The 22,859-nt window shown below is 69.2% G+C and carries 22 protein-coding genes and 2 tRNA genes; 17 read left to right on the forward strand and 7 right to left on the reverse strand.

Annotated features, from left to right (window positions below):
- Window positions 1-38 precede the first annotated feature (38 nt).
- Entirely contained in the window at window positions 39-1,481 is a 1,443-nt protein-coding gene (locus tag QMK24_RS00845; protein ID WP_283463053.1) for an amino acid permease, read from the reverse strand.
- 136 nt (window positions 1,482-1,617) lie between these two features.
- Here QMK24_RS00845 and QMK24_RS00850 point away from each other — a divergent pair, with 136 nt between their 5' ends.
- Together QMK24_RS00850 and QMK24_RS00855 are read left to right on the forward strand one after the other, a co-directional pair.
- Window positions 1,618-2,106, forward strand: a complete 489-nt coding sequence (locus QMK24_RS00850) for a ribose-5-phosphate isomerase (protein WP_283463054.1) — start codon at window positions 1,618-1,620, stop codon at window positions 2,104-2,106.
- Between the two features lie 7 nt (window positions 2,107-2,113).
- A complete protein-coding gene (locus QMK24_RS00855) occupies window positions 2,114-2,923 on the forward strand; it encodes an Fpg/Nei family DNA glycosylase (protein ID WP_283463055.1) in 810 nt (269 codons plus the stop codon).
- Here the strand turns inward: QMK24_RS00855 and QMK24_RS00860 are convergent.
- A complete protein-coding gene (locus tag QMK24_RS00860; RefSeq protein WP_283463056.1) occupies window positions 2,920-4,149 on the reverse strand; it encodes a GNAT family N-acetyltransferase in 1,230 nt (409 codons plus the stop codon). The genes QMK24_RS00855 and QMK24_RS00860 overlap by 4 nt on opposite strands.
- 112 nt (window positions 4,150-4,261) lie before the next feature.
- Here QMK24_RS00860 and QMK24_RS00865 point away from each other — a divergent pair, with 112 nt between their 5' ends.
- On the forward strand, window positions 4,262-5,404 hold the full coding sequence (locus QMK24_RS00865) for a PP2C family protein-serine/threonine phosphatase (RefSeq protein ID WP_283463057.1): 1,143 nt from the start codon (window positions 4,262-4,264) through the stop codon (window positions 5,402-5,404).
- Window positions 5,405-5,609: 205 nt separating this feature from the next.
- Entirely contained in the window at window positions 5,610-5,804 is a 195-nt protein-coding gene (locus tag QMK24_RS00870; RefSeq protein WP_283463058.1) for a hypothetical protein, read from the forward strand.
- Here the strand turns inward: QMK24_RS00870 and QMK24_RS00875 are convergent.
- Window positions 5,769-6,782: an asparaginase gene (locus QMK24_RS00875; RefSeq protein ID WP_283463059.1), complete on the reverse strand. Its 1,014-nt coding sequence runs from the start codon at window positions 6,780-6,782 to the stop codon at window positions 5,769-5,771. The two genes, QMK24_RS00870 and QMK24_RS00875, sit on opposite strands and share 36 nt — an antisense overlap.
- A gap of 118 nt (window positions 6,783-6,900) precedes the next feature.
- Here QMK24_RS00875 and QMK24_RS00880 point away from each other — a divergent pair, with 118 nt between their 5' ends.
- Entirely contained in the window at window positions 6,901-7,353 is a 453-nt protein-coding gene (locus tag QMK24_RS00880) for an Lrp/AsnC family transcriptional regulator (RefSeq protein ID WP_283463060.1), read from the forward strand.
- Here the strand turns inward: QMK24_RS00880 and QMK24_RS00885 are convergent.
- Together QMK24_RS00885 and QMK24_RS00890 are read right to left on the reverse strand one after the other, a co-directional pair.
- Entirely contained in the window at window positions 7,322-7,711 is a 390-nt protein-coding gene (locus tag QMK24_RS00885) for an ArsC/Spx/MgsR family protein (RefSeq protein WP_283463061.1), read from the reverse strand. The two genes, QMK24_RS00880 and QMK24_RS00885, sit on opposite strands and share 32 nt — an antisense overlap.
- 71 nt (window positions 7,712-7,782) lie before the next feature.
- A tRNA-Gly gene (locus QMK24_RS00890) sits at window positions 7,783-7,853 on the reverse strand.
- Between the two features lie 134 nt (window positions 7,854-7,987).
- Between QMK24_RS00890 and QMK24_RS00895 the strand changes: the two genes are divergently transcribed.
- From QMK24_RS00895 to clpX, 5 genes are all read left to right on the forward strand, one after another.
- Window positions 7,988-8,064: transfer RNA gene (locus tag QMK24_RS00895), tRNA-Pro, on the forward strand.
- Window positions 8,065-8,253: 189 nt separating this feature from the next.
- Window positions 8,254-9,681 (forward strand): trigger factor, encoded by a 1,428-nt coding sequence (gene tig / locus QMK24_RS00900; protein WP_283463062.1) that lies wholly within the window; start codon window positions 8,254-8,256, stop codon window positions 9,679-9,681.
- Window positions 9,682-9,960: 279 nt separating this feature from the next.
- A complete protein-coding gene (locus QMK24_RS00905; protein ID WP_283463129.1) occupies window positions 9,961-10,566 on the forward strand; it encodes an ATP-dependent Clp protease proteolytic subunit in 606 nt (201 codons plus the stop codon).
- Between the two features lie 106 nt (window positions 10,567-10,672).
- The gene (locus tag QMK24_RS00910) at window positions 10,673-11,332 is read left to right on the forward strand and encodes an ATP-dependent Clp protease proteolytic subunit (RefSeq protein WP_283463130.1); all 660 of its coding nucleotides are present in this window, start codon (window positions 10,673-10,675) and stop codon (window positions 11,330-11,332) included.
- Between the two features lie 175 nt (window positions 11,333-11,507).
- Complete coding sequence (gene clpX / locus QMK24_RS00915; RefSeq protein ID WP_283463063.1) at window positions 11,508-12,791, forward strand: ATP-dependent Clp protease ATP-binding subunit ClpX; 1,284 nt, start codon at window positions 11,508-11,510, stop codon at window positions 12,789-12,791.
- 90 nt (window positions 12,792-12,881) lie between these two features.
- Here clpX and QMK24_RS00920 read toward each other — a convergent pair whose 3' ends face one another.
- Window positions 12,882-13,667, reverse strand: coding sequence for a hypothetical protein (locus QMK24_RS00920; protein WP_283463064.1), 786 nt, complete (start codon window positions 13,665-13,667; stop codon window positions 12,882-12,884).
- A gap of 15 nt (window positions 13,668-13,682) precedes the next feature.
- Complete coding sequence (locus tag QMK24_RS00925) at window positions 13,683-14,591, reverse strand: hypothetical protein (protein ID WP_283463065.1); 909 nt, start codon at window positions 14,589-14,591, stop codon at window positions 13,683-13,685.
- A gap of 120 nt (window positions 14,592-14,711) precedes the next feature.
- Here QMK24_RS00925 and QMK24_RS00930 point away from each other — a divergent pair, with 120 nt between their 5' ends.
- From QMK24_RS00930 to mreD, 7 genes are all read left to right on the forward strand, one after another.
- The gene (locus QMK24_RS00930; protein WP_283463066.1) at window positions 14,712-17,342 is read left to right on the forward strand and encodes a valine--tRNA ligase; all 2,631 of its coding nucleotides are present in this window, start codon (window positions 14,712-14,714) and stop codon (window positions 17,340-17,342) included.
- Between the two features lie 94 nt (window positions 17,343-17,436).
- A complete protein-coding gene (gene folC / locus QMK24_RS00935; RefSeq protein WP_502962464.1) occupies window positions 17,437-18,960 on the forward strand; it encodes a bifunctional tetrahydrofolate synthase/dihydrofolate synthase in 1,524 nt (507 codons plus the stop codon).
- 9 nt (window positions 18,961-18,969) lie between these two features.
- On the forward strand, window positions 18,970-19,305 hold the full coding sequence (locus QMK24_RS00940; protein WP_283463067.1) for a DUF4233 domain-containing protein: 336 nt from the start codon (window positions 18,970-18,972) through the stop codon (window positions 19,303-19,305).
- A gap of 50 nt (window positions 19,306-19,355) precedes the next feature.
- Window positions 19,356-19,769 (forward strand): nucleoside-diphosphate kinase, encoded by a 414-nt coding sequence (gene ndk, locus QMK24_RS00945; RefSeq protein ID WP_283463068.1) that lies wholly within the window; start codon window positions 19,356-19,358, stop codon window positions 19,767-19,769.
- Window positions 19,770-20,109: 340 nt separating this feature from the next.
- On the forward strand, window positions 20,110-21,135 hold the full coding sequence (locus tag QMK24_RS00950) for a rod shape-determining protein (protein WP_138357776.1): 1,026 nt from the start codon (window positions 20,110-20,112) through the stop codon (window positions 21,133-21,135).
- A gap of 130 nt (window positions 21,136-21,265) precedes the next feature.
- Window positions 21,266-22,216 (forward strand): rod shape-determining protein MreC, encoded by a 951-nt coding sequence (gene mreC / locus QMK24_RS00955; RefSeq protein WP_283463069.1) that lies wholly within the window; start codon window positions 21,266-21,268, stop codon window positions 22,214-22,216.
- 2 nt (window positions 22,217-22,218) lie between these two features.
- Window positions 22,219-22,848 (forward strand): rod shape-determining protein MreD, encoded by a 630-nt coding sequence (mreD, locus tag QMK24_RS00960; protein ID WP_283463070.1) that lies wholly within the window; start codon window positions 22,219-22,221, stop codon window positions 22,846-22,848.
- The last annotated feature ends 11 nt before the right edge of the window (window positions 22,849-22,859 follow it).

Raw genomic sequence — 22,859 nt, forward strand, 5'->3', positions numbered from 1 at the left:
CCCCCGGTCAGCCGCGCGGGCTGAATGTCAGCCCCCGGCTACCGGGTCACAGCGTCCTTCTTGCCGCTCTGAAACCGCTCGCGGACCAGCGAGACCGTGACCACCAGCGCGGCCACCAGCAGTGACAGCAGCACCTGGGGCCGGCCGTCCTTGTCGGTGAGCATGTAGACGAGCACGAACGAGATCATCGCGATGGTCGCCCACGTCAGGTACGGGAAGAGCCACATCTTGACGATCAGCTTCTCCGGCGACTCGCGCTCGATGATCCTGCGCATACGCAGCTGCGAGAAGCAGATGACCAGCCAGACGAACAGCGCGACGGCACCGGACGAGTTCAGCAGGAACTTGAAGACGGTGTCCGGCCACTCGTAGTTGAAGAAGACGGCGATGAAGCCGAAGGCGACCGAGCCCAGGATCGCGTTCCGCGGCACCCCGTTCCGGCTGGTGAGCGCGAACCCCTTCGGCGCGTCGCCGCGCTGCCCGAGCGAGAACGCCATCCGGGAGGCGGTGTACAGGCCGGAGTTGAGACAGGACAGAACGGCGGTCAGGACGATCACATTCATGATCTCCCCGGCGTGCGCGATGCCTATCGAGTCCAGCGCCGCGACGTACGAGCCCTTCTTGGCGATCGCCGGGTCGTCCCACTTCAGCAGGGACACCACGATGAGGATCGAGCCGAGGTAGAAGACGCCGACCCGCCAGATCACGCTGTTGGTGGCCTTGGTGATGGCCTTGCGCGGGTTCTGGGACTCGCCCGCCGCGAGGGTGACGATCTCGCTGCCCATGAAGGAGAAGACGACCATCAGCACACCGGTGAGGATCGCGCCGGGCCCGTTCGGCAGGAACCCGCCGTGCCCGGTGAGATTGGCCATGCCGACCGCCTTGTGGTCGGAGCCGGGCAGGATGCCGAAGGCGGCGAGGCCGCCGAGGACGATGAAGGCGGCGATCGCGACGACCTTGATCCCGGCGAACCAGAACTCGAATTCGCCGTACGAGCCGACGGAGACCAGGTTGGTCGCGGTCAGCACGGCCATCACGATGAGCGCCCAGGCCCACTGCGGGACGGCCGACACCCATCCGTGCAGGATCGTGGCCCCGGCCGTCGCCTCGACCGCCAGCACCACGACCCAGAAGAACCAGTACAGCCAGCCGATGGAGAATCCGGCCCAGCGGCCGAGGGCGCGGTCCGCGTAGGCGGAGAAGGAACCCGATGTCGGGTTGGCGACCGCCATCTCGCCGAGCATCCGCATGACGAAGACGACCATCGTGCCGACGAGGGCGTACGAGAGCAGGATGCCGGGGCCCGCTGCCGCGATGCCGGAGCCGGAGCCGACGAACAGGCCGGCGCCGATGACGCCGCCGATGGCGATCATCGACAGGTGGCGGTTTTTCAGCCCGGCCTGAAGACCGGACGACTCCTGTGGAGCCTGGTTGTCCTGGGGGCGGGACTCGGTCACAACTGAGGGGGGATGTGAGCTCATGGGGTCGCATCCAATCCCAGACCGGCGAGTTACGGAACAGCTGAGGCCAATTCGTTGCTTTAACCTCAAATAACCCTCAAGCGCGTCCGGTGCCCCCCGGGGTATTCCCGGGTCCGGCCGTGCCACACTCGTTCCCATGCGCGTGTATCTCGGCTCCGACCATGCCGGCTTCGAACTCAAGAACCACCTCGTCGAATGGCTCAAGGCCAATAGCCATGAGGTCGTCGACTGCGGCCCGCACATCTATGACGCCCAGGACGACTACCCGCCGTTCTGCCTGCGGGCGGCGGAGCGGACCGCCGCCGATCCCGGCAGCCTCGGCATCGTCATCGGCGGCTCCGGCAACGGCGAGCAGATCGCCGCCAACAAGGTCAAGGGCGTCCGCGCCGCACTGGCCTGGAGCGAGCAGACCGCCGCGCTCGGCCGTGAGCACAACGACGCCAACGTCATCAGCATCGGCGGCCGGATGCACACCGAGGACGAGGCGACCAAGTTCGTCGAGATCTTCCTCGCCACCCCGTACTCCGGTGAGGAGCGGCACACCCGCCGCATCGACATGCTCACCGCCTACGAGACCACCGGCGAGCTCCCCCCGATCCCGGCCCATCACCCGCAGCAGGGCTGACCGCACGATGCCCGAAGGGCACACGATCCACCGGCTGGCCGCCGACCACTTCGAGAGGTTCGGCGGCCGTCCTGTGCGGGCGAGCAGCCCGCAGGGCAAGTTCTCCGACAGCGCGGCGCTGCTGGACGGCGTGGTCCTCGACCGCGTCGACGCCCACGGCAAGCATCTGTTCCTCGGCTTCGGCGCGACGGGCTGGGTCCACATCCACCTGGGCCTGTTCGGCAGACTCGGCTTCGGCGACGGCAAGGCCCCACCCCCCACCGACACCGTCCGGCTGCGGCTCGCCAACCCCGGCTCGTACGCCGACCTGCGCGGCCCCACCACCTGCGCGCTGATCGCCGACGGCGAGAAACAGGCGATACACCACCGCCTCGGCCCCGACCCGCTGCGCTCCGCTGACGACCCGGGCAGGGCGTGGCACCGGATCTCCCGCAGCCGCACGACCATCGCGGCGCTTCTGATGGACCAGAAGGTGATCGCGGGCGTCGGCAACGTCTACCGGGCCGAGGTCCTCTTCCGGCACGGCATCGACCCCTACCGCGCCGGCCGCGACCTGACCCGCGCTGAATGGGACGCCGTCTGGACCGACCTGGGCGCCCTGATGCGCGAGGGCGTGCGCAACAACCGCATCGACACCGTGCGCCCGGAGCACACCCCCGAGGCGATGGGCCGCCCGCCCCGCCAGGACGACCACGGCGGCGAGGTCTACGTCTACCGCCGCACCGGGCAGTCCTGCCTGGTCTGCGGAGGCGAGGTCCGCACCGCCGGCCTCGCCACCCGCAACCTCTTCTGGTGCCCGGTCTGCCAGCGGCCCTAGAAGCCGTGCGGCAGCCACGGTTTGACGTCGGATCCGAAGGCCGGTGATGCCTCCGCCAGTGCGCCCGGGCGCAGTTCTGTGACCCGGCCGGCCCCGGCCAGCGCGCTCAGCGAGAAGCCGCCCAGGTACACCGAGCCCAGCTCCCGCACCGAGAGCGCCAGATCCGCCGCGTCCCCGGTCCGCACACAGGACGCGCCCTTGTGGTCCCCGGTCAGTCGCCAGCGGCCCTCGTTCCAGGGGCAGAAGGCGTCCTCGACGTCGAACACCACATCCACCGGTGTCGCATAGGTGCGCGCCTCAAGGGCGGCGCCGAGTTCCACCAGCCGCACGTGCAGCGAGTCCCGCATCCCGATGCCGCAGCGCCGTACGTCCGACACCAGATGCAGCAACGGGTCGTCGGCCGGCCGGTTGTAGGTCGTCAGCCTGGACGTCAGGTCGAGGTCGAACAGGTAGCTCCACAGCGCCGCGTACGTCACCGGGTCGAGCGCCTCGACGTCGCGCAGCGCCACCGAGCCATCGGGCCCGGCCGGGCTCCACCGCGCCGTGACCGCGTACCGCGCGTAGCCGCGCACCTCCCCGTCCACCTCGGCCAGCACGCACAGCAGCGGGCCGGCGCCGTGTCGCTGCGACTCCGGGTCGAGGAGCGGCTGCCGGTCCCAGCCGGGCTGCCGGGCGATCATCCCCGGCCGTCCCGCGACCCGTTGGGCGTACACCGCCTCGCAGGCCTCCCGTCCCGCCTCGGGCGGCACGATCCGCAGCCGCACGCGTTCGGTGCCGGCGGGCAGCCGCAGCCGTACCCGCGTGGTGTCGATCTCCAGACGCATCTGCTCCGTCGCGTTCCCGTACCCGAACCGGCCGTAGATCGCCGGTTCGGAGGCGGTCAGCACCGCCAACGGCTCGCCCAGGGCCCGCACATCGTCCAGCTGTCTGCGCATCATCGCGGTCAGCACCCCACGCCGCCGGTGGGTCGGCTGCACGCTGACCATCGTCACCCCGGCCGCCGGTACCAGCGCGCCACCCGGCAGGGACAGCCGGAACGAGAACGCGCCCGCGGTCCCGACGATGTCGTCCGCGTCCATCGCGGCGAGCGACCGTTCGCACTCGGTGAGCTCCCGCCACAGCGCCCGTTCCTCGGAGGCATCTTCCACACCTCCGAAGGCGCGCTCGAACTTTCCGTACCAGCCGTCCCACTGACCGGCGTCGAGCACCCGCAATTCCATCGTCATACACCCTGCCTACCAGCCCTCTTGCCGGGATGCGACCGTATTTCCGGGGGACGACGACCCACCGCCCGGGGAATCGACGTGCCGCCGAAAGGGTGGGTAGGGTCGCCGGAACATGGGTAAGGACGCGGCACGAGACAGTCTCGGAACCCGGTGGCGCAGGTCGCTGCACAGGGTCCGCCTCGGCCTGCGCAAGTCCGCCGTCGACTACTTCCGCGGGGACGCCTCCGACTGGCTGGCGCTGGCCGTGCTCGTGCTCACGGTCCCGGCCCTCGCCTACACCACCGTCTCCATGCCCGTCTGGTGCCCGCCCAGCGCCCTCGTCCTGCCGATCCTCACCGGCGGCCTGCTGCTGCGGCCCTCCAGCCTCCTGCTGCTCTACACGGCCTCCGCGGTCGCCCTGGTCGTCGAGTCCGCCGTCCTCGGCCCGTACCGCGACGGCCCGGCCGGGGTGACTCCTGGCACCGTCCTGGTGGTCTCCGCGGTCGCCTTCGCCGGGCTGCTGATCGCCCAGTTCCGCAGCCGGGTCGGCGTGCCGTGGCGCCGCGGCCACACCATGCTCTTCGACCTGCGGGAACGGATCCGGGTCCAGAGCCGGCTGCCGAGACTCCCGGCCGGCTGGCACGCCGAGATGGCGCTGCGGCCGGCCGGCGGCCAGTCCTTCTCCGGCGACTTCGTCGTCGCCACCCGCACGCTGGGCGGCCGGGTGCTGGAGGCCGTGCTGACCGACGTGTCCGGCAAGGGCATGGACGCCGCGTCCCGTTCGCTGCTGCTGTCCGGCGCCTTCGGCGGACTGCTCGGCTCGCTGCCGCCGCACGCCTTCCTCACGGCCGCCAACGGCTATCTGCTGCGCCAGAACTGGGACGAGGGTTTCGCGACCTCCATCCATCTGGTCCTCGACCTGGAGACCGGCGACTACGAGCTGCTCTCGGCGGGCCACCTGCCCGGCGTCCAGCTCAGCGCGGGCTCGGGGCGCTGGGAGGAGAAGGCGGCCGAGGGCCCGCTGCTCGGCGTGTACGACGGCGCCGAATTCCACGGCGTCAAGGGCACGTTGCGCTCAGGCGACGTGCTGCTGCTGTTCACCGACGGCCTGGTCGAGGCCGCGGACCGGGACATCACCGAGGGCATCGACCGGCTCATCGGCGAGGCCGACCGGTTCGTGGCCACCGGCTTTCGCGGCGCCGCCTGGCGGTTGATCGAGGCGGTCGCCAAGGACGTCAACGACGACCGCGCGCTGCTCATCGTCTGCCGCGACTGACGTCACAGCACCGCGCTCCAACACCCGCGCATCGCACGCCGGTTCGCCCCATCGCTCCGAAGACGGCCTGTCGTGGGTGCGGGATGTCGTGGAACGATGTGTTTCCCGGGTCCAAGGTGTCGGTGCTTGGTGGCACGATGGACGTGGCGGGGGCGCGGCGACTCCCCGGACTGTTGCGGCGTACCGAATGAGGAAGTGATCCGCTGTGGCCATCTCCCTATCCGTAGTGCTCTTGTTGGGCGTCATCCTGGTGGTCATGATCAGGGGGAAGTCGATCAAGCTCGGTCCCGCGATAGTGGCCGCTCTGTTCGGCTTCTTCATCGCGTCGACCAACATGGCGCCCTCGGTCAACCGATTCCTGACCTCACTTGCCGACACCATCAACCAGATAAAGCTCTGAGGTCGTCTCCACGATCCGGCGCAGCGCGGCGGGGCGTTCCGGGCGTTCCGGCGTGGACAGCAGCGCGGCCAGCACCGCGATACGGGCCTGCCCCGCGCGCAGCGAGCCGGCCAGCACCGCGCCGGCCTCCGCGAGGTCCACCGCTCCGCCGCCGGTGTAGATCGGCGCCACCGAGCCGGCCGCGACCCGGGTGCTGACCGCGACGAGGACTCCTTGCGCCACCGCCCGGCCGACCGCCGCCGCGAAGTCCGGAGTGGCGTTGCCCGCGCCGGTGCCGACCAGCACGATGCCCTCGGCGCCGGCGGCCAGCGCGGCGTCGAACAGCACCGGATCGGCGTCGCTGTGGTGCATCACGATGTCCACCCGCGGTGGCCGCACGCCCGCGGCGGGGAGCGGCAGCGGTTCGGGCCGCGGCCGGTGCCGCCCCCAGATCACCCGTCCGAACTGCACCCGGCCCAGCGGCAGCCCCGTCGGGTCGGCGAACGCCTGGACGTCCACGGTGTGCCTCTTCACCGTTCCCCGGGCCGCGTGCACCAGCCCGCCGAAGGTGATGACCGCGCCGATGTCCCGGCCCGTGGCGGCCGTCAGCAGCGCGTCGTAGAGATTGCCCGCGGCGTCCCCGTCGGTCGCGTCGAGCGGCTTCTGTGCACCGGTGAGCACGACCGGCCTGCGGTCGCCGTGGTGCAGGTCCAGCAGGAAGGCGGACTCCTCCAGGGTGTCCGTGCCATGGGTGACGACCACGCCGTCGACGGCCGGGTCGGCGAGCACCTCGTGCACCGTTCGGAGCAGTTCCAGCTGGTGGGCGGTGGTCAGCCGGGAGCTGTTGACCGTGAAGAGGTCCACGACCCGCACCTCGACGTCCTCGGGGATCGCCCCCGCGGCCAGCACCTCCAGGCCCGCGGCCTCCGCCGCGTAGCCGGACCCCTGCCACCTGCTGGCTATCGTGCCCCCGGTGCTGATGACGACGATGTGCCGCACAGTGCCCCTGCTTCCTCGTGTTGTCGGATAAGTCCACCGCAAGGATATGCGGAGATAGGCGGCATTTGATTGCTGATTGAGGCGCGAAACTGCGGAGACAGTGCTAGAAAATGTCACCATGGACGCTATCGACAGACGAATCTTGCGCGAGCTGCAGGCCGATGGCCGGCTGACCAATCAGGAACTGGCCCAGCGCGTCGGCCTCACCCCCTCCCCGTGCCTGCGCCGGGTGCGCCAGCTCGAGGACGACGGAGTGATCCGCAGCTACCGCGCCGTCGTCGAGCCGGCCGCCGTCGGGCGCGGCTTCGAGGTCTTCGCCTCCGTCGAGGTCCGCCGCGACCGCGACGCCGTCGCCGCCTTCGAGGCCCAGCTCCAGTCCACCCCCGACGTGGTGGAGGCCTACCGCCTCTACGGCGCCCCCGGCTGCCTCCTGCGCATCGCCGTCGCCGACAGCGAGGCCTACGAGCGCTTCTGGACCGAGAAACTGATCGCCCTCCCGGGCGTGAGCGACGTCAACTCCCAGATGATCATGAAGCGCATCAAGGCCCCCCAGGGTGTCCCCGTCGACTGACCCGCGACAGCGCGTCCTTGACCGCGTCCTCGCTGCGGGCGACCTGGGCGGTGCCGTCGTCCGAGGTGATGATCGGGCGCTGGATGAGCTCGGGACGGGCGGCGAGCGCCTCGATCCAGCGGCCCCGGTCCGCGGCCTCGCGGCCCCAGCCCGTCAGGCCCAGCTCGGCGGCGGCGGGTTCCTGGGTGCGGGTGATGTCCCAGGGCTCCAGCCCCAGCCGGTCCAGAACCGCGCGCAACTCGTCCTGATCCGGCGGGTCGTCCAGATAGCGGCGGACGGTGTACTCGGCGCCCTCGGCGTCCAGCGCGCTGATGGCCGAGCGGCACTTCGAGCAGGCCGGATTGATCCAGATCTCCATGGTAGGAAGCCTAGAACGAGTCCGGCCGGTGACCGGGGACGAGTCCTCGGTCACCGGCCGGAGCCGTACAGAGCGGGCGACGGGAATCGAACCCGCGTAGCTAGTTTGGAAGACTAGGGCTCTACCATTGAGCTACGCCCGCAGCGCCACAGATTCTGGCACACCGCATCGTAGCGGCTCACGCGCCCTCGTCGCACACCGGTAAACCCGTGCGGGTCGGCGTGGAATATTGGCTGCCCGCGCGTACCAGGGCATGTACTCTACGTGTCGCACCAGCGGGGTGTGGCGCAGCTTGGTAGCGCGTCCGCTTTGGGAGCGGAAGGCCGTCGGTTCGAATCCGGCCACCCCGACCACAGGAAAAGTCCGAGCGGGAGAGTCGTGCCCGTCGTACCGGTACTATGCAATGGCGCCCGTATACGGGGCGACGTAGGGGCGCAGTCCCCGAGTAGTACGTCTCGTCGGCCGCCGGTGCCGCTCACTTTGTGGGAACCGGCTGTTGGCGCGTTTCAAAGCCCCTGATGTCAGCCCAAGGAGACCCAACCGTGAAGAGCGCCGTCGAGACTCTGAACCCGACTCGGGTTCGACTCACTGTCGAGGTGCCCTTCGAGGAGCTCAAGCCCAGCCTCGACGCGGCGTACAAGAAGATCAACCAGCAGGTCACGGTGCCGGGCTTCCGCAAGGGCAAGATCCCTGCGCGCGTCATCGACCAGCGGTTCGGCCGTGGCTCGGTCCTCGAAGAGGCGATCAACGACGCCCTGCCGAAGTTCTACACGGAAGCGGTCAGCGAGGGTGAGCTGAACGTTCTCGGCCAGCCCGACGTCGACATCACCGAGTTCAACGACGGGCAGGACCTCAAGTTCACCGCCGAGGTCGACATCCGTCCGGAGATCGTGATCCCGGACTACTCCGGCATCGAGGTCACCGTCGACGCCCTCGAGGTGTCGGACGAGGACATCGACAAGTCGCTGGAGCAGCTCCGTGAGCGCTTCGCCTCGACCTCCACGGTCGAGCGCGCCGCCGCCGAAGGCGATGTCGTGGTCCTGGACCTCGAGGCGTCCGTCGGGGGCGAGGTCCTCGAGGACGGCGTGGCCAAGGGCATCAGCTACACCATCGGCTCCGGCCAGCTCCTCGAAGGCATCGACGAGGCCGTCACCGGCCTCGAGGCCGGTGGCACCGCCACCTTCGACTCCGAGCTCAAGGGCGGCTCCGCCGCCGGCAAGACCTCGTCGGTCAAGGTGGACGTGACGTCCGTCCAGGCCCGTGAGCTGCCCGAGCTGGACGACGACTTCGCCCAGCTGGCGAGCGAGTTCGACACCCTCGAGGAGCTGCGCGCGGACAGCGTCAAGCGCCTCGAGAACATGAAGCGCTACGACCAGGCCACCCAGGCGCAGGAGAAGGTGCTCGACGCCCTCCTGGAGCTGGTCGAGGTCCCGATGCCGGAGAAGCTGCTGGCGGACGAGATCCAGACCCGCAAGCACAACCTGGAGCACCACCAGTTCCCGGCCATGGGCCTGGACTGGGACACCTTCCTGGAGCGTGAGGGCAAGACCGCCGAGGAGCACGACGCGGAGCTCGGCGCGCAGGCCACCAAGGGCATCAAGACCCAGTTCATCCTCGATGAACTGGTCTCCAAGGAGCAGCTGTCGGTCAACCAGGAGGAGCTCACCGAGCACCTCATGCGCCGCGCCGCCTCCTCGGGCATGAGTCCGGACCAGTTCGCCCAGGCCGTCGTCGAGGGCGGCCAGGTGCCGATGCTCGTCGGAGAGGTCGCCCGCGGCAAGGCGCTCGCGGTGGTCGTCGAGGCCGCCAAGGTCACCGACACCAACGGTGAGACGGTCGACCTGGACGACGAGGTCGAGGACGAGAGCGCCGTGACGGTCGAGGCCGGTTCCGACGAGGAGCCCGCGGCGACCGACGAGGCCGCCACGTCCGTCGAGGACGCTGCCGAGGCGACGTCCGACAAGGTCTGACCAGTTCGCACGAAGGTCTGACCAGTTCGCCCGACGGGCCCGGACGCGAAGTCGCGTCCGGGCCCGTTTTGGCTTACCCGGGTGCCGAGCCTGCGCTCACAGCGAACAGTTTCGCGTAGGGGATTGCTGGGCCCCACCTGCGCGTTAGGGTCCAAGTAAGAAGGCTGGGGACCGACACCCGAGCCCCCATCCGAGAAGACGCGAACACGCGAAGACGCGAAGACGCTGAGACGGCCACGGGCCGTCCGACAACGAGCAGGTGGATACGTGACGACTCCGATGCCTTCCGCCGCCGGCGAGCCGACCATCGGCGGACTCGGCGACCAGGTCTACAACCGACTGCTCAACGAGCGGATCATCTTCCTCGGCCAGGCGGTCGACGACGATATCGCCAACAAGATCACCGCGCAGCTGCTCCTCCTCGCCGCTGACCCGGAAAAGGACATCTTCCTCTACATCAACTCGCCCGGCGGCTCCGTGACGGCCGGCATGGCGATCTACGACACGATGCAGTACATCAACAACGACGTCGTGACGATCGCCATGGGCCTCGCCGCCTCCATGGGCCAGTTCCTGCTCACCGCGGGCACGCCCGGCAAGCGCTTCGCGCTGCCGAACACCCGCATCCTGATGCACCAGCCCTCCGCGGGCCTCGGCGGTTCCGCCACGGACATCAAGATCCAGGCCGAGCAGCTGCTGCACACCAAGCGGCGGATGGCCGAGCTCATCGCGCAGCACAGCGGTCAGAGCGTCGAGCAGATCACCAAGGACTCCGACCGCGACCGCTGGTTCTCGGCCGAGGAGGCCACCGCGTACGGCCTGCTGGACGAGGTCATGCTCACCGCCTCCGGCGTTCCGGGCGGCGGCGGCACCGGGGCTGCCTGAGCACCTCAGGCCCCTTCAGCCGAACCCGCCCAGCCCACTGCTCATCACCAGGACGGTGAAAGTGAACTCCCTGAATTTCCCCGGTAGCGGCCTCTACGAGCGCACCATGGCCGAGCGCCCCAGCCCGGTGGCCGGTGTGCTCGGCGCCGAGGCCCGTTACATCATTCCGCGCTTCGTCGAGCGCACATCGCAGGGCGTCCGCGAGTACGACCCGTACGCGAAGCTCTTCGAGGAGCGCGTGATCTTCCTCGGGGTGCAGATCGACGACGCTTCGGCCAACGACGTCATGGCGCAGCTTCTGTGCCTGGAGTCGATGGACCCGGACCGCGACATCTCCGTCTACATCAACTCGCCCGGTGGCTCGTTCACGGCCCTCACGGCCATCTACGACACCATGCAGTTCGTGAAGCCGGACATCCAGACGGTCTGCATGGGCCAGGCGGCCTCCGCCGCGGCCGTGCTGCTCGCGGCCGGTAGCCCCGGCAAGCGGATGGCGCTGCCGAACGCCCGGATCCTGATCCACCAGCCGTACAGCGAGACCGGCCGGGGTCAGGTCTCAGACCTGGAGATCGCGGCCAACGAGATCATCCGGATGCGGGCGCAGCTGGAGGAGATGCTGTCCAAGCACTCCACCACCCCGATCGAGCAGATCCGCGAGGACATCGAGCGGGACAAGATCCTGACCGCCGAGGAAGCCCTCGCGTACGGTCTGGTCGACCAGATCGTCTCGACCCGTAAGACGTCCACGGCCGCCGAGAAGGTCTGACGGAGGTACCCGCGGGGGCCCTGCGGGGGTCCCGCGGCGCGGCAGCGTTACCGCCCTCCTTGGACTGAGTAGGTCCAAGGGGGGCCCGCACGGGGGGCGCGGCAAGGTACCGTCGATGAGAGAAGCACCAGGTTCCGTTGGACTAGGCGGATCCCAGGCGAAGGGGAAACACCTCGTGGCACGCATCGGTGACGGCGGCGACCTGCTCAAGTGCTCGTTCTGCGGCAAGAGCCAGAAGCAGGTGAAGAAGCTCATCGCAGGTCCTGGTGTGTACATCTGCGATGAGTGCATCGATCTCTGCAACGAGATCATCGAGGAGGAGCTGGCGGAGTCCTCCGAAGTGCGGTGGGAGGACCTGCCCAAGCCGCGAGAGATCTATGAGTTCCTGGAGAGCTACGTCGTCGGCCAGGAACCGGCGAAAAAGGCTCTCTCGGTCGCGGTCTACAACCATTACAAGCGGGTGCAGGCCGGCGAGAACAACGGCCGGGGCCACGACGACGCCATCGAGCTCGCCAAGTCCAACATCCTGCTCCTCGGTCCCACCGGCTCCGGCAAGACCCTGCTCGCGCAGACGCTCGCCCGGATGCTGAATGTGCCCTTCGCCATCGCCGACGCCACCGCGCTGACCGAGGCCGGTTATGTCGGCGAGGACGTCGAGAACATCCTGCTCAAGCTGATCCAGGCGGCCGACTACGACGTCAAGAAGGCCGAGACCGGGATCATCTACATCGACGAGATCGACAAGGTCGCTCGCAAGAGTGAGAATCCTTCGATCACCCGGGATGTGTCCGGCGAGGGCGTCCAGCAGGCGCTGCTGAAGATCCTGGAAGGCACGACGGCCTCGGTGCCGCCGCAGGGCGGGCGCAAGCACCCGCACCAGGAGTTCATCCAGATCGACACGACGAATGTGCTCTTCATCGTCGGTGGGGCCTTCGCGGGCCTGGAGAAGATCATCGAGTCGCGGGCCGGCGCCAAGGGCATCGGCTTCGGGGCCACGATCCGCTCCAAGCGGGAGATCCAGGCCGCGAACCAGTTCCAGGAGATCATGCCGGAGGACCTGGTGAAGTTCGGGATGATCCCGGAGTTCATCGGCCGACTGCCCGTCATCACCTCCGTCCACAATCTGGACCGCGAGGCACTGCTGCAGATTCTCGTCGAGCCGCGCAACGCGCTGGTGAAGCAGTACCAGAAGCTCTTCGAACTCGACGGTGTGGAGCTGGAGTTCGAGCACAGCGCACTGGAAGCCATCGCCGACCAGGCGATCCTCCGCCAGACCGGTGCGCGCGGGCTGCGCGCCATCATGGAGGAGGTGCTGATGTCCGTGATGTACGAGGTGCCGTCCCGCAAGGACGTCGCGCGCGTGGTCATCACCGCCGAGGTCGTGCACTCCAACGTCAACCCGACCCTGGTGCCGCGCGAGCCGCGCATCATCGCCAAGGGCGAGCAGAAGAGCGCATAGCGAGCGGAAGCGCGCCTGGCGCGCGAGTGGACAACGCGAGGGGCCCGCACCGGATGACCGGTGCGGGCCCCTTCGCGTCGGTGCGCCGCGTCAGTTCTTGACGCGGACCTCGTTGCGGACCTTGGCGGTCGTCTCCGCGAACTCGGTCACCGAGGGGGACTTGGTGTCGCCGCTCTCGAGGGACGGCGAGAACATCAGCACGGCGACGGTGCTGTCGTCGCCCCATGAGCAGTACGGGATGGTGACGGTGCCCGCGCCCAGGGTCGCGCACTTCATGACCGTGCCGTCGAACCCGGCGGGGTGCTGCTCGGTCGCCGTTCCCCCCTGGCCCTTGGCGCCCTTGTTGAACTCGTTGAGCAGATTGTCGACCGCCGCGTTCGGGTCGGTGATCGTGCCGTACACACCGAAGAGCGTCAGCGACTGCTTCTGCGCGTTCTTGTAGGCGGCGGAGACGGACTTGGCATTCTTGATGCCCTTGTCGTTACCGGTCTTGTCACCGCCCTCGGGCTTCTGGCTGTCGTCCCGGGTGTAGCTGCCGCTCAGAATGGTCTGCGGCGTCGTCAGCTTGTACGCGGCACCGCTGCCCGGCTTGTTCACCGCGGCGAGCACAACGCCGCCGACGACGAGCACCGCCAGGACACCGACCACGATGCCGATGATCTTTCCGGTGTTCTTCTTCGGGGGCGGCGGCGGGTAGCCGGTGAAGCCGGGCTGCTGCGGCTGGCCGTACGGAACGCCCTGCTGCGGCGCCTGTTGCTGCGGGAAGCCGTAGCCGGGCTGCTGCTGGCCGTAGCCCGGCTGCTGCGGGGGCTGCTGGCCGTAGCCCGGCTGGCCGCCGTAACCCGGCTGCTGCGGCGGCTGCTGGTTGTAACTCATACGTGATCGGTTCCTCTACTTGATCTCTACGCGGGCGTCTTTGCGCACCTTGGCGGTGGTGGCCGCGGTGTCGTCGATGCTGGGGCCCCCGCCGGTGAGCGCGGCGACCGGGTCCACGACCATGACCATGGCCACGGTGCTGTGGTCGGCCCAGATGCACAGCGGCACGTTCGCCGACTTGATCGGGGAGGTGCTCGTGGCGGGCGCCTTGAACTTGACCATCTGGCACTTCATGACGGCTCCGCCGTCCAGCCCGTCGGGCGTGGCCTTCTGCGGACTTCCGACGAGTTCGGCGTCGCCGCCCTTGGTGATGTCCTTCGTACCGGCGACGAAGAGCGCGTCCACTTCCTTCTCGGGGTCGGCCACCGTGCCCCATACGCCCCTGAACAACATCTTCTTCTTGGTGCTGGTCTCGTAACTTCCGCCCGCTGCCTCCGGGTTGGCGACTCCGGGGAGGTCCTTGACGTCCTTCTTGTCGCTGTCCGAGAGCTGGTCCTTGAGCTGGAAGTCAGCGGCGACCGTCTGCGGGGTGGTCAGCTTGTACTTCTTGCCGTCGTCGCTGCCACTGCTACTGCCCTTCCCGCCGCCCCCGAGGAGCGCGAAGGCGCCACCGCCGAGCGCGAGGACCACGACCACCACGGCGATGACGATCCACGTGGTGTTCTTCTTGCCGGCCGGCGGCTGCGGCGGATAGCCGTAGCCCGGCTGCGGCTGCTGTCCGTAGGAGCCGGGCTGCATGGGCTGCGCCGGGTAGCCGTACCCCGGCTGCTGCGGGGGCTGCTGGCCGTATCCGGCCTGCTGGGGAGGGTGCTGGCCGTACCCGCCGGGCTGCGGCTGGGGCTGCCCGTACCCACCGGGCTGCTGCCCGTAAGGGTTCGGCTGCCCGCCGTAACCGGGATCCGGCGGCGGTTGGTTGTAGCTCATGTGACTCGTCCCCTCCGTAAACGACCGTCCGCCTATCCTTCCGGATGTCTTATCCGCCGCTTACGCCGGGCCCGCAACGGCTTCGTAACGAGGGGTGCGGGGCGCCCGTAGAATGACTCCGTGACCGACAACTCTCAGCGCAGCCCCCATGGCGGGCCGAACAGCACCCCCGAACTGCCGACTCAGTACGTGCCGGCCGAGGTGGAGGGGAAACTGTACGAGCGCTGGGTAGAACGCGGTTACTTCGAGGCCGACGCCAAGAGCGCCAAGCCGCCGTACACGATCGTCATCCCGCCGCCGAACGTCACGGGCAGCCTCCACCTGGGCCACGCCTTCGAGCACACGATCATCGACTCCCTCACCCGCCGCAAGCGGATGCAGGGGTACGAGACGCTGTGGCAGCCCGGCATGGACCACGCGGGCATCGCCACGCAGAACGTCGTCGAGCGCGAGCTGGCCAAGGAGGGCAAGTCCCGCCACGACCTGGGCCGTGAGGCGTTCGTCGAGAAGGTCTGGCAGTGGAAGGAAGAGTCCGGCGGCCAGATCTCCGGCCAGATGCGCCGTCTCGGCGACGGCGTCGACTGGTCGCGTGAGCGCTTCACCATGGACGAGGGCCTGTCGCAGGCCGTCCAGACCATCTTCAAGAAGCTCTACGACGACGAGCTGATCTACCGCGCCGAGCGCATCATCAACTGGTGCCCGCGCTGCCTGACCGCCATCTCGGACATCGAGGTGGAGTACCAGGAGGACGAGGGCGAGCTCGTCTCGATCCGTTACGGCGAGGGCGACACCGCGATCGTCGTCGCCACGACCCGCGCCGAGACGATGCTCGGCGACACCGCCGTCGCCGTTCACCCGGACGACGAGCGCTATGCGCACCTGGTCGGCACCGAGATCGAGCTGCCGCTCACCGGCCGCCGTATCCCGGTCGTCGCGGACGAGCACGTGGACCCGGAGTTCGGCACCGGCGCGGTCAAGGTGACCCCGGCGCACGACCCGAACGACTTCGAGATCGGCCGCCGCCACGACCTGCCGAACCTCAGCGTCATGGATGAGCGGGCGATCATCACCGTCCCCGGTCCCTTCGAGGGCCTGGACCGCCTCGAAGCACGGAGCGCCATCGTCGCCGCACTGCGCGCCGACAGCCGGATCGTCGCCGAGAAGCGCCCGTACACCCACTCCGTCGGGCACTGCTCGCGCTGCAAGACGACCATCGAGCCGCGGCTGTCGCTCCAGTGGTGGGTCAAGGTCGGCCCGCTGGCCAAGGCGGCCGGTGACGCGGTCCGCGACGGCCGGGTGAAGATCCACCCCAAGGAGATGGAGTCCCGCTACTTCAGCTGGGTCGACAACCTCCACGACTGGTGCATCTCGCGCCAGCTCTGGTGGGGCCACCGCATCCCGGTCTGGTACGGACCGGCGGGCGAGGTCGTCTGCGTCGGGCCCGACGAGGAGCCGCCGGCCGGCGAGGGCTGGACGCAGGACACCGATGTGCTCGACACGTGGTTCTCCTCGGGCCTGTGGCCGTTCTCCACGCTGGGCTGGCCGGAGCAGACCGAGTCGCTGGAGCGGTTCTATCCGAACTCGGTGCTGGTCACCGGCTACGACATCCTCTTCTTCTGGGTCGCCCGGATGATGATGTTCGGCCTCTACGCGATGGACGGCACTCCGCCGTTCCACACCATCGCCCTGCACGGCATGGTCCGCGACGAGCGCGGCAAGAAGATGTCGAAGTCCTTCGGCAACGCCGTCAACCCGCTGGACTGGATGGACAAGTACGGCTCCGACGCCGTCCGCTTCACCCTGGCCCGCGGCGCCAACCCCGGTGTGGACGTGCCGATCGGTGAGGACTGGGTCCAGGCGTCCCGCAACTTCACCAACAAGATCTGGAACGCCACGCGCTTCGCGCTCATGAACGGCGCGACCGTCGAGGGCGAACTCCCGCCCGTCGAGGAGATGTCGGCCACCGACCGGTGGGTGCTGTCCCGGCTCAACACGATCGTCGCGGATGTGGACGCCCTCTACGAGGACTACCAGTTCTCCAAGCTCTCCGAGGCGCTCTACCACTTCGCGTGGGACGAGGTCTTCGACTGGTACGTCGAGCTCTCCAAGACCACGTTCTTCGCGGGCGGCCGCGGCGCCGAGGTCTCGGGCCGGGTGCTCGGCGAGGTGCTGGACGTCCTGCTGCGGCTGCTGCACCCGGTGGTCCCGTTCGTCACCGAGACGCTGTGGACCACGCTCACCGGTGCCGAGTCGGTCGTCATCGCCGCATGGCCGAAGGACAGCGGCTTCCGCGACGCGGCGGCCGAGAAGGAGATCGCCGGCGTCCAGCAGGTGATCACCGAGGTCCGCAGGTTCCGCGCCGACCAGGGTCTGCAGCCCGGCCAGAAGGTTCCCGCGCAGCTCGCCCTGAACGGCGCGCTGGCGGCGCACGAGGCGGCCATCCGCCAGCTGCTGCGCCTGCTGCCCGCCGAGGACGGCTTCGCGGCCACGGCGACCCTCCCGGTCGCGGGCGGCACCGTCGCGCTGGACCTGTCCGGCACGATCGACGTCGCGGCCGAACGCAAGCGGCTGGCCAAGGACATCGGGCTGGCCGAGAAGGAGCAGGCGCAGGCGCTGGGCAAGCTCGGCAACGAGGCGTTCCTCGCCAAGGCGCCCGAGCCCGTCGTGGACAAGATCCGCGTCCGGCTGGCGGCGGCCGAGGCGGACATCGCCCGGATCACCGCCCAGCTGGACGCACTGCCCCAGGCCTGACCGGCACCCCGGCGGGCAGCCCGGTGGCCGGCTTTCGCCCGGCCGCCGGGCGCCCGAGCGTTTGAACCCCCGTCGGCTCCGTAGACTGGGCGGCGTGAGCGAGCACCCCCAGAACGACGACGCGGCAGCAGACCTGTTCGACGAGACCCCGGACGACGCCCCCGACGGCGGGCCCGTCCGGGAAGCCGACATGGCGGTGATCGAGGCAGGCAGCCGTACCCTGCGGACGCCGGTCCCGCTCACGCCGGACGACGGCGTGCCGGCCCGGCCCAAGAACCCCGAGACCGACCGCGAGCTGCGGGAGATCGAGGAGGCGCTGACCGGCCGCTGGCCGGAGACGAAGCTGGACCCGTCACTCGACCGGATGACGGCGCTCATGGACATCCTGGGCGAGCCGCAGCGCACCTACCCGGCGATCCACATCACCGGGACCAACGGCAAGACCAGCACCGCCCGCATGGTCGAGCAGCTGCTGCTCGGCTTCCACCTGCGCACCGGCCGCTACACCAGCCCGCATGTGCAGGCGATGACCGAGCGGATCAGCCTGGACGGGCAGCCGATCAGCGCCGAGAAGTTCATCGAGACCTACCGTGACATCCAGCCGTACGTCGATCTGACGGACAGCTCGCAGCCGCACCGGCTGTCGTTCTTCGAGGTGCTCACCGCGATGGCCTACGCGGCCTTCGCCGATGCCCCGGTCGATGTCGCGGTCGTCGAGGTCGGCATGGGCGGCAGCTGGGACGCCACGAATGTGATCGACGGCGCGGTCGCCATCGTCACCCCGGTCGCCCTCGACCACACCGACCGGCTCGGCGCGACGCCCGGCGAGATCGCCGTGGAGAAGTCCGGGATCATCAAGAAGGACGCGACCGTCGTTCTGTCCCAGCAGCCGGCCGACGCGGCGACGGTGCTGCTCAAGCACGCGGTCGAGGTCGACGCGACGGTGGCCCGCGAGGGCATGGAGTTCGGTGTCACCCAGCGCGAGATTGCGGTCGGCGGGCAGATGCTGAACCTGCGCGGACTCGGCGGCGACTACGAGCAGATCTTCCTGCCGCTGCACGGCGAGCACCAGGCGCGCAACGCGGTGGTCGCGCTGGCAGCCGTCGAGGCGTTCTTCGGCATCGGCACCACTCAGGTCGGCTCCCTGGACATCGACACCATCCGTGGCGCCTTCGCGTCCGTCACCTCGCCGGGTCGGCTGGAGGTCATCCGCCGCAGCCCCACCGTCGTCCTGGACGCCGCGCACAACCCGGCGGGCGCCCAGGCAGCGGCTGCCGCGGTCAGTGAGGTCTTCGACTTCACCCATCTGGTGGGCGTGGTCGGCCCGAGCGCAGAGAAGGACGTACGCGGGCTGCTGGAGGCCTTCGAGCCGGTGTTCTCCGAGATCGTGGTGACGCGGAACTCGACCAGCCGGGCGATGGACGTCGACGCGCTGGCCGCGCTGGCGGTCGAGGTGTTCGGCGACGACCGCGTCCAGGTCGAGCCGCGGCTCGACGACGCCATCGAGGCCGCGATCACCCTCGCCGAGGAAGAGGGCGCGTACTCCGGGGCGGGCGTGCTGGTCACCGGATCGGTGTTCACCGTGGGAGAGGCCCGGCTGCTGCTGGGCCGGAAGTGAGGCGGCACGATGCGGACCTTGTGCGCGAGCACTCTGATCGGTGAGTTCTTCGTGATCGGCTTCGCCGGTCTCGTCGCGATGAAGCAGGACGGCCTGACGGCCGGCACGGTATGGGTGGTGTGCGGCGTCGGCATGGCGCTGTGCGTGCTGCTGTGCGGCATGCTCGGCCGCCCCGGCGCGCTCGCGGTCGGCTGGGCGCTGCAGATCGTGCTGGTCGTCAGCGGCTACTGGGTCGGGACGATGTACTTCCTGGGTGTGGTCTTCGCGGCCCTGTGGTGGGCCTCCATCCACTTCGGCCGGAAGATCGACGCGGCGAGGGCGGGACACTCGGCGCAGGTGGCCTGACCACGCCTTGTAATGTCGTCATACCCGTCACCGTCAGTAGGAGCAGTACCGTGAGCCAGCGCACCCTTGTCCTTCTCAAGCCGGACGCCGTCCGCCGCGGCCTGATCGGCGAGATCATCGGCCGGATCGAGCGCAAGGCGGGCTGGACGATCGGCGCCCTCGAACTGCGCACGCTCGATCCCGGCACTCTTGAGCAGCACTACGCCGAGCACATCGGCCGCCCGTTCTACGAGCCGCTGATGGAGTTCATGGCCTCGGGTCCCGCGGTCGTGCTGGTCGTCGAGGGTGAGCGCGTCGTCGAGGGCGTACGGGCGCTGGCCGGCCCGACCGACCCGATCGCCGCCGCCCCCGGTTCCATTCGCGGTGACTTCGGCACCATCGTGCGCGAGAACCTCATTCACGCCTCGGACTCCCCGGAGTCGGCCGAGCGGGAGATCAAGCTCTTCTTCCCCGGGACGGTCTGAACCAGCAGCCGGGGAAGGGGCCGTTCGTGAACGGCCGGACAGGCCCTAGCGCGTCCGGGTGTATCTTCCGGACCGCGGAACCCCGCCTGGCCTGCGGTGATGGTCAGCTGACCGACACTCGATCAGCTCAGAGGCGGCCGGACAATTCCGGTCGCCTCTGGCATATGCAATCGATTTTCGGGAACCAATCTCCCCGACACGGCGTCACAATTACCAGCGGACGCTGTGTGTTCTGATGACAATGACGTCGGAACCCCGACCCCGTGCCCCGTGGGGCGCGACTACGATGGAATCTCCGCTCAAGCTCGGGAAGGCCAGACGTATCCACATGGCGAACAACATGTCGTTCATCGGCCGTGACATGGCTGTCGACCTCGGGACTGCCAACACGCTGGTGTACGTCAGGGGTCGCGGGATCGTCCTCAACGAGCCCTCGGTCGTCGCCATCAACACGAACACCGGCGGCATCCTGGCGGTCGGCGCCGAGGCCAAGAAGATGATCGGCCGCACCCCGGGAAACATCGTCGCGGTCCGCCCGCTGAAGGACGGCGTGATCGCCGACTTCGAGATCACCGAGCGGATGCTGCGCTACTTCATCCTCAAGATCCACAAGCGCCGCTACCTGGCCCGTCCCCGGGTCGTCGTCTGTGTGCCCTCCGGCATCACCGGGGTCGAGCGACGCGCCGTCATCGAGGCCACCACCCAGGCCGGCGCCCGCCAGGTGCACATCATCGAGGAGCCCATGGCCGCCGCGATCGGCGCCGGACTCCCGGTCCACGAGGCCACCGGCAACATGGTGGTCGACATCGGCGGCGGCACCACCGAGGTCGCCGTGATCTCACTCGGCGGCATCGTCACCGCGCAGTCCATCAGGGTCGCGGGCGACGAGCTGGACAGCTCGATCATCCAGCACATCAAGAAGGAGTACAGCCTCCTGCTCGGCGAACGCAGCGCGGAGCAGATCAAACTCACCATCGGGTCGGCCTTCGACCCGAAGCTGGAGAAGGACGAGCACACCGAGATCCGGGGCCGCGACCTGGTCAGTGGCCTGCCGAAGACGGTGGTGATCTCGGCCGCCGAGGTCCGCAAGGCCATCGAGGAGCCGGTCAACGCGATCGTCGACGCGGTCAAGACGACTCTCGACAAGTGCCCGCCCGAGCTCTCCGGCGACATCATGGACCGCGGCATCGTGCTGGCCGGCGGCGGAGCGATGCTCCGCGGACTGGACGAGCGGCTGCGGTACGAGACCGGAATGCCGATCCACATCGCTGAATCCCCGCTGGACTGCGTGGCGCTCGGCGCCGGCAAGTGCGTCGAGGAGTTCGAGGCGTTGCAGCAGGTTCTGGACGCCCAGCCGCGCAGATGAGTTCACAAAGTCCTGCGCGTGGGTGACTGCCCGCCGGCGCGCAGGATCGTTCTCACTGCGTCACACACACGTCGACCGGCCGGGGCCCGCAGCCGACCGGTCCGTTCGAGGAAGGCACGGACTGGCGCCCGTGAGGGACACACGAGAGAGCCGGCTTCTGCTGGTGCTGTTGATCGCCATCGCGTTCGCACTGATCACCGTGGACATCCGCGGCGGGGAACAGTCGCCGATGGACGGTCCCCGACAGGCGGCGGCCTCCGCCTTCGGCCCTGTCGAGAAGGGCGTGGCGTCCGCTGTCGACCCGGTCGGCAACGCCATCGCCGCGGTGCGCGACTCCGGGGGCCGGCACAGCACGATCAGCCGCCTGGAACGCGAGAACGCCGAGCTCAAACAGCAGCTCGGCAGCAAGGACATCACCCGCAACAAGGCCCATGAACTGGACCAGCTCCTGAAGACCGCGGGAGCCGGCCAGTACGCGGTCAAGGGCGCCCAGATCATCGCCATAGGAGCCGCCCAGGGATTCTCCTGGACGGTCACCATCGACGCCGGAAGCGCTGACGGCATCCAGCGCGACCAGACCGTCATCAACGGCGACGGCCTGGTCGGACGGGTCACCACCGTCGCCCCCTCCACCTCCACGGTGCTGCTCGCCAACGATCCGGACTTCACCGTCGGGACCCGTATGGAGGGCTCCATGGAGCTGGGCTTCGCGACCGGCCAGGGCGACCGGCCGATGCGCGTCCAACTGCTCAACGGCAAGGCCAAGGTGAACAAGGGCGACCGGCTGGTCACCTTCGGATCCCAGGCCGGCAAGCCGTTCGTACCCGGAGTTCCGGTCGGCAGGGTCGTCGCGATCGACCCGTCCGCCGGAAGCCTCACCCGTACGATCGAGGTCGAGCCGTTCGTCGGCTTCACCCGGCTCGACATCGTCGGCATCGTCGTCGAGGGCCCGCGCACGGACCCGCGCGACAGGGTGCTGCCGCCCAAGCCCACCCCCTCGCCCGCCGCGGCGAAGGCGACCACGCCGGCCGTGAAGCCGGGCAACACCCCCTCCGGTGCCCCCGGTACCACCAGGAGCTGACCATGCGACTCAACCGGATCCTGCTCTCCACCGTGCTGGTCGTCGTCGCCATGGTCGTCCAGGTCAGCGTGCTGGCCCGGCTGCACCTGCCCGGCGCGGTGCCGGACCTGCTGCTGCTCACCGTCCTCGGCCTCGCACTGACCTACGGCCACGTCGGCGGCTCCCTGGTCGGCTTCGGCGCCGGGATGCTCGCCGACCTGGCCCCGCCCGCCGACCACGCCGTGGGCCGGTACGCGCTCGTGCTGTGCGTCATCGGCTACCTCGCCGGCCTCGCCAAGCCCGAGACCGGGCAACTGCGCACCGCCGCCATGCCGATGCTCGTCGTCGTCGCCGCGGCGATCGGCGGCACCCTGCTCTACGCGGGCGTCGGCTCCCTGGTCGGCGACACCGCAGGGGCCCATGTGGGACTGGCCAAACTGCTGTTCACCGCGGCCGTCTACGACCTGCTGCTCGCGCCGTTCATCGTCCCGCTGGTGATGGCGCTGGCCAGACGCTTCGACCACGATCCGCTCGCCGAGGACGCGACGGGCGGCTACGGCGGCCGGATCGGCAGCCAGCGCGGTGGCCTGCTGAGCCGGGTCGGCCGGGCCGGCCGGGCCGGTTCCATCGCCAGGGGAGGACGGCGGCTGTGAGCCCCCGCCCG

This window comes from Streptomyces sp. PH10-H1 (assembly GCF_030063355.1).
GTDB lineage: Bacteria > Actinomycetota > Actinomycetes > Streptomycetales > Streptomycetaceae > Actinacidiphila.

What these genes read in the sequence shown, in the direction of transcription:
- QMK24_RS00860 (WP_283463056.1), bottom strand. Translation starts at nt 4,149, where the DNA reads ATGACGATGGAATTGCGGGTGCTCGACGCCGGTCAGTGGGACGGCTGG.
- QMK24_RS00855 (WP_283463055.1), top strand. Translation starts at nt 2,114, where the DNA reads ATGCCCGAAGGGCACACGATCCACCGGCTGGCCGCCGACCACTTCGAG.
- QMK24_RS00865 (WP_283463057.1), top strand. Translation starts at nt 4,262, where the DNA reads ATGGGTAAGGACGCGGCACGAGACAGTCTCGGAACCCGGTGGCGCAGG.
- QMK24_RS00905 (WP_283463129.1), top strand. Translation starts at nt 9,961, where the DNA reads ATGCCTTCCGCCGCCGGCGAGCCGACCATCGGCGGACTCGGCGACCAG.
- QMK24_RS00845 (WP_283463053.1), bottom strand. Translation starts at nt 1,481, where the DNA reads ATGAGCTCACATCCCCCCTCAGTTGTGACCGAGTCCCGCCCCCAGGAC.
- QMK24_RS00880 (WP_283463060.1), top strand. Translation starts at nt 6,901, where the DNA reads ATGGACGCTATCGACAGACGAATCTTGCGCGAGCTGCAGGCCGATGGC.
- QMK24_RS00885 (WP_283463061.1), bottom strand. Translation starts at nt 7,711, where the DNA reads ATGGAGATCTGGATCAATCCGGCCTGCTCGAAGTGCCGCTCGGCCATC.
- QMK24_RS00920 (WP_283463064.1), bottom strand. Translation starts at nt 13,667, where the DNA reads ATGAGTTACAACCAGCAGCCGCCGCAGCAGCCGGGTTACGGCGGCCAG.
- QMK24_RS00940 (WP_283463067.1), top strand. Translation starts at nt 18,970, where the DNA reads ATGCGGACCTTGTGCGCGAGCACTCTGATCGGTGAGTTCTTCGTGATC.
- QMK24_RS00850 (WP_283463054.1), top strand. Translation starts at nt 1,618, where the DNA reads ATGCGCGTGTATCTCGGCTCCGACCATGCCGGCTTCGAACTCAAGAAC.
- QMK24_RS00950 (WP_138357776.1), top strand. Translation starts at nt 20,110, where the DNA reads ATGTCGTTCATCGGCCGTGACATGGCTGTCGACCTCGGGACTGCCAAC.
- QMK24_RS00925 (WP_283463065.1), bottom strand. Translation starts at nt 14,591, where the DNA reads ATGAGCTACAACCAACCGCCGCCGGATCCCGGTTACGGCGGGCAGCCG.
- mreD (WP_283463070.1), top strand. Translation starts at nt 22,219, where the DNA reads ATGCGACTCAACCGGATCCTGCTCTCCACCGTGCTGGTCGTCGTCGCC.
- QMK24_RS00910 (WP_283463130.1), top strand. Translation starts at nt 10,673, where the DNA reads ATGGCCGAGCGCCCCAGCCCGGTGGCCGGTGTGCTCGGCGCCGAGGCC.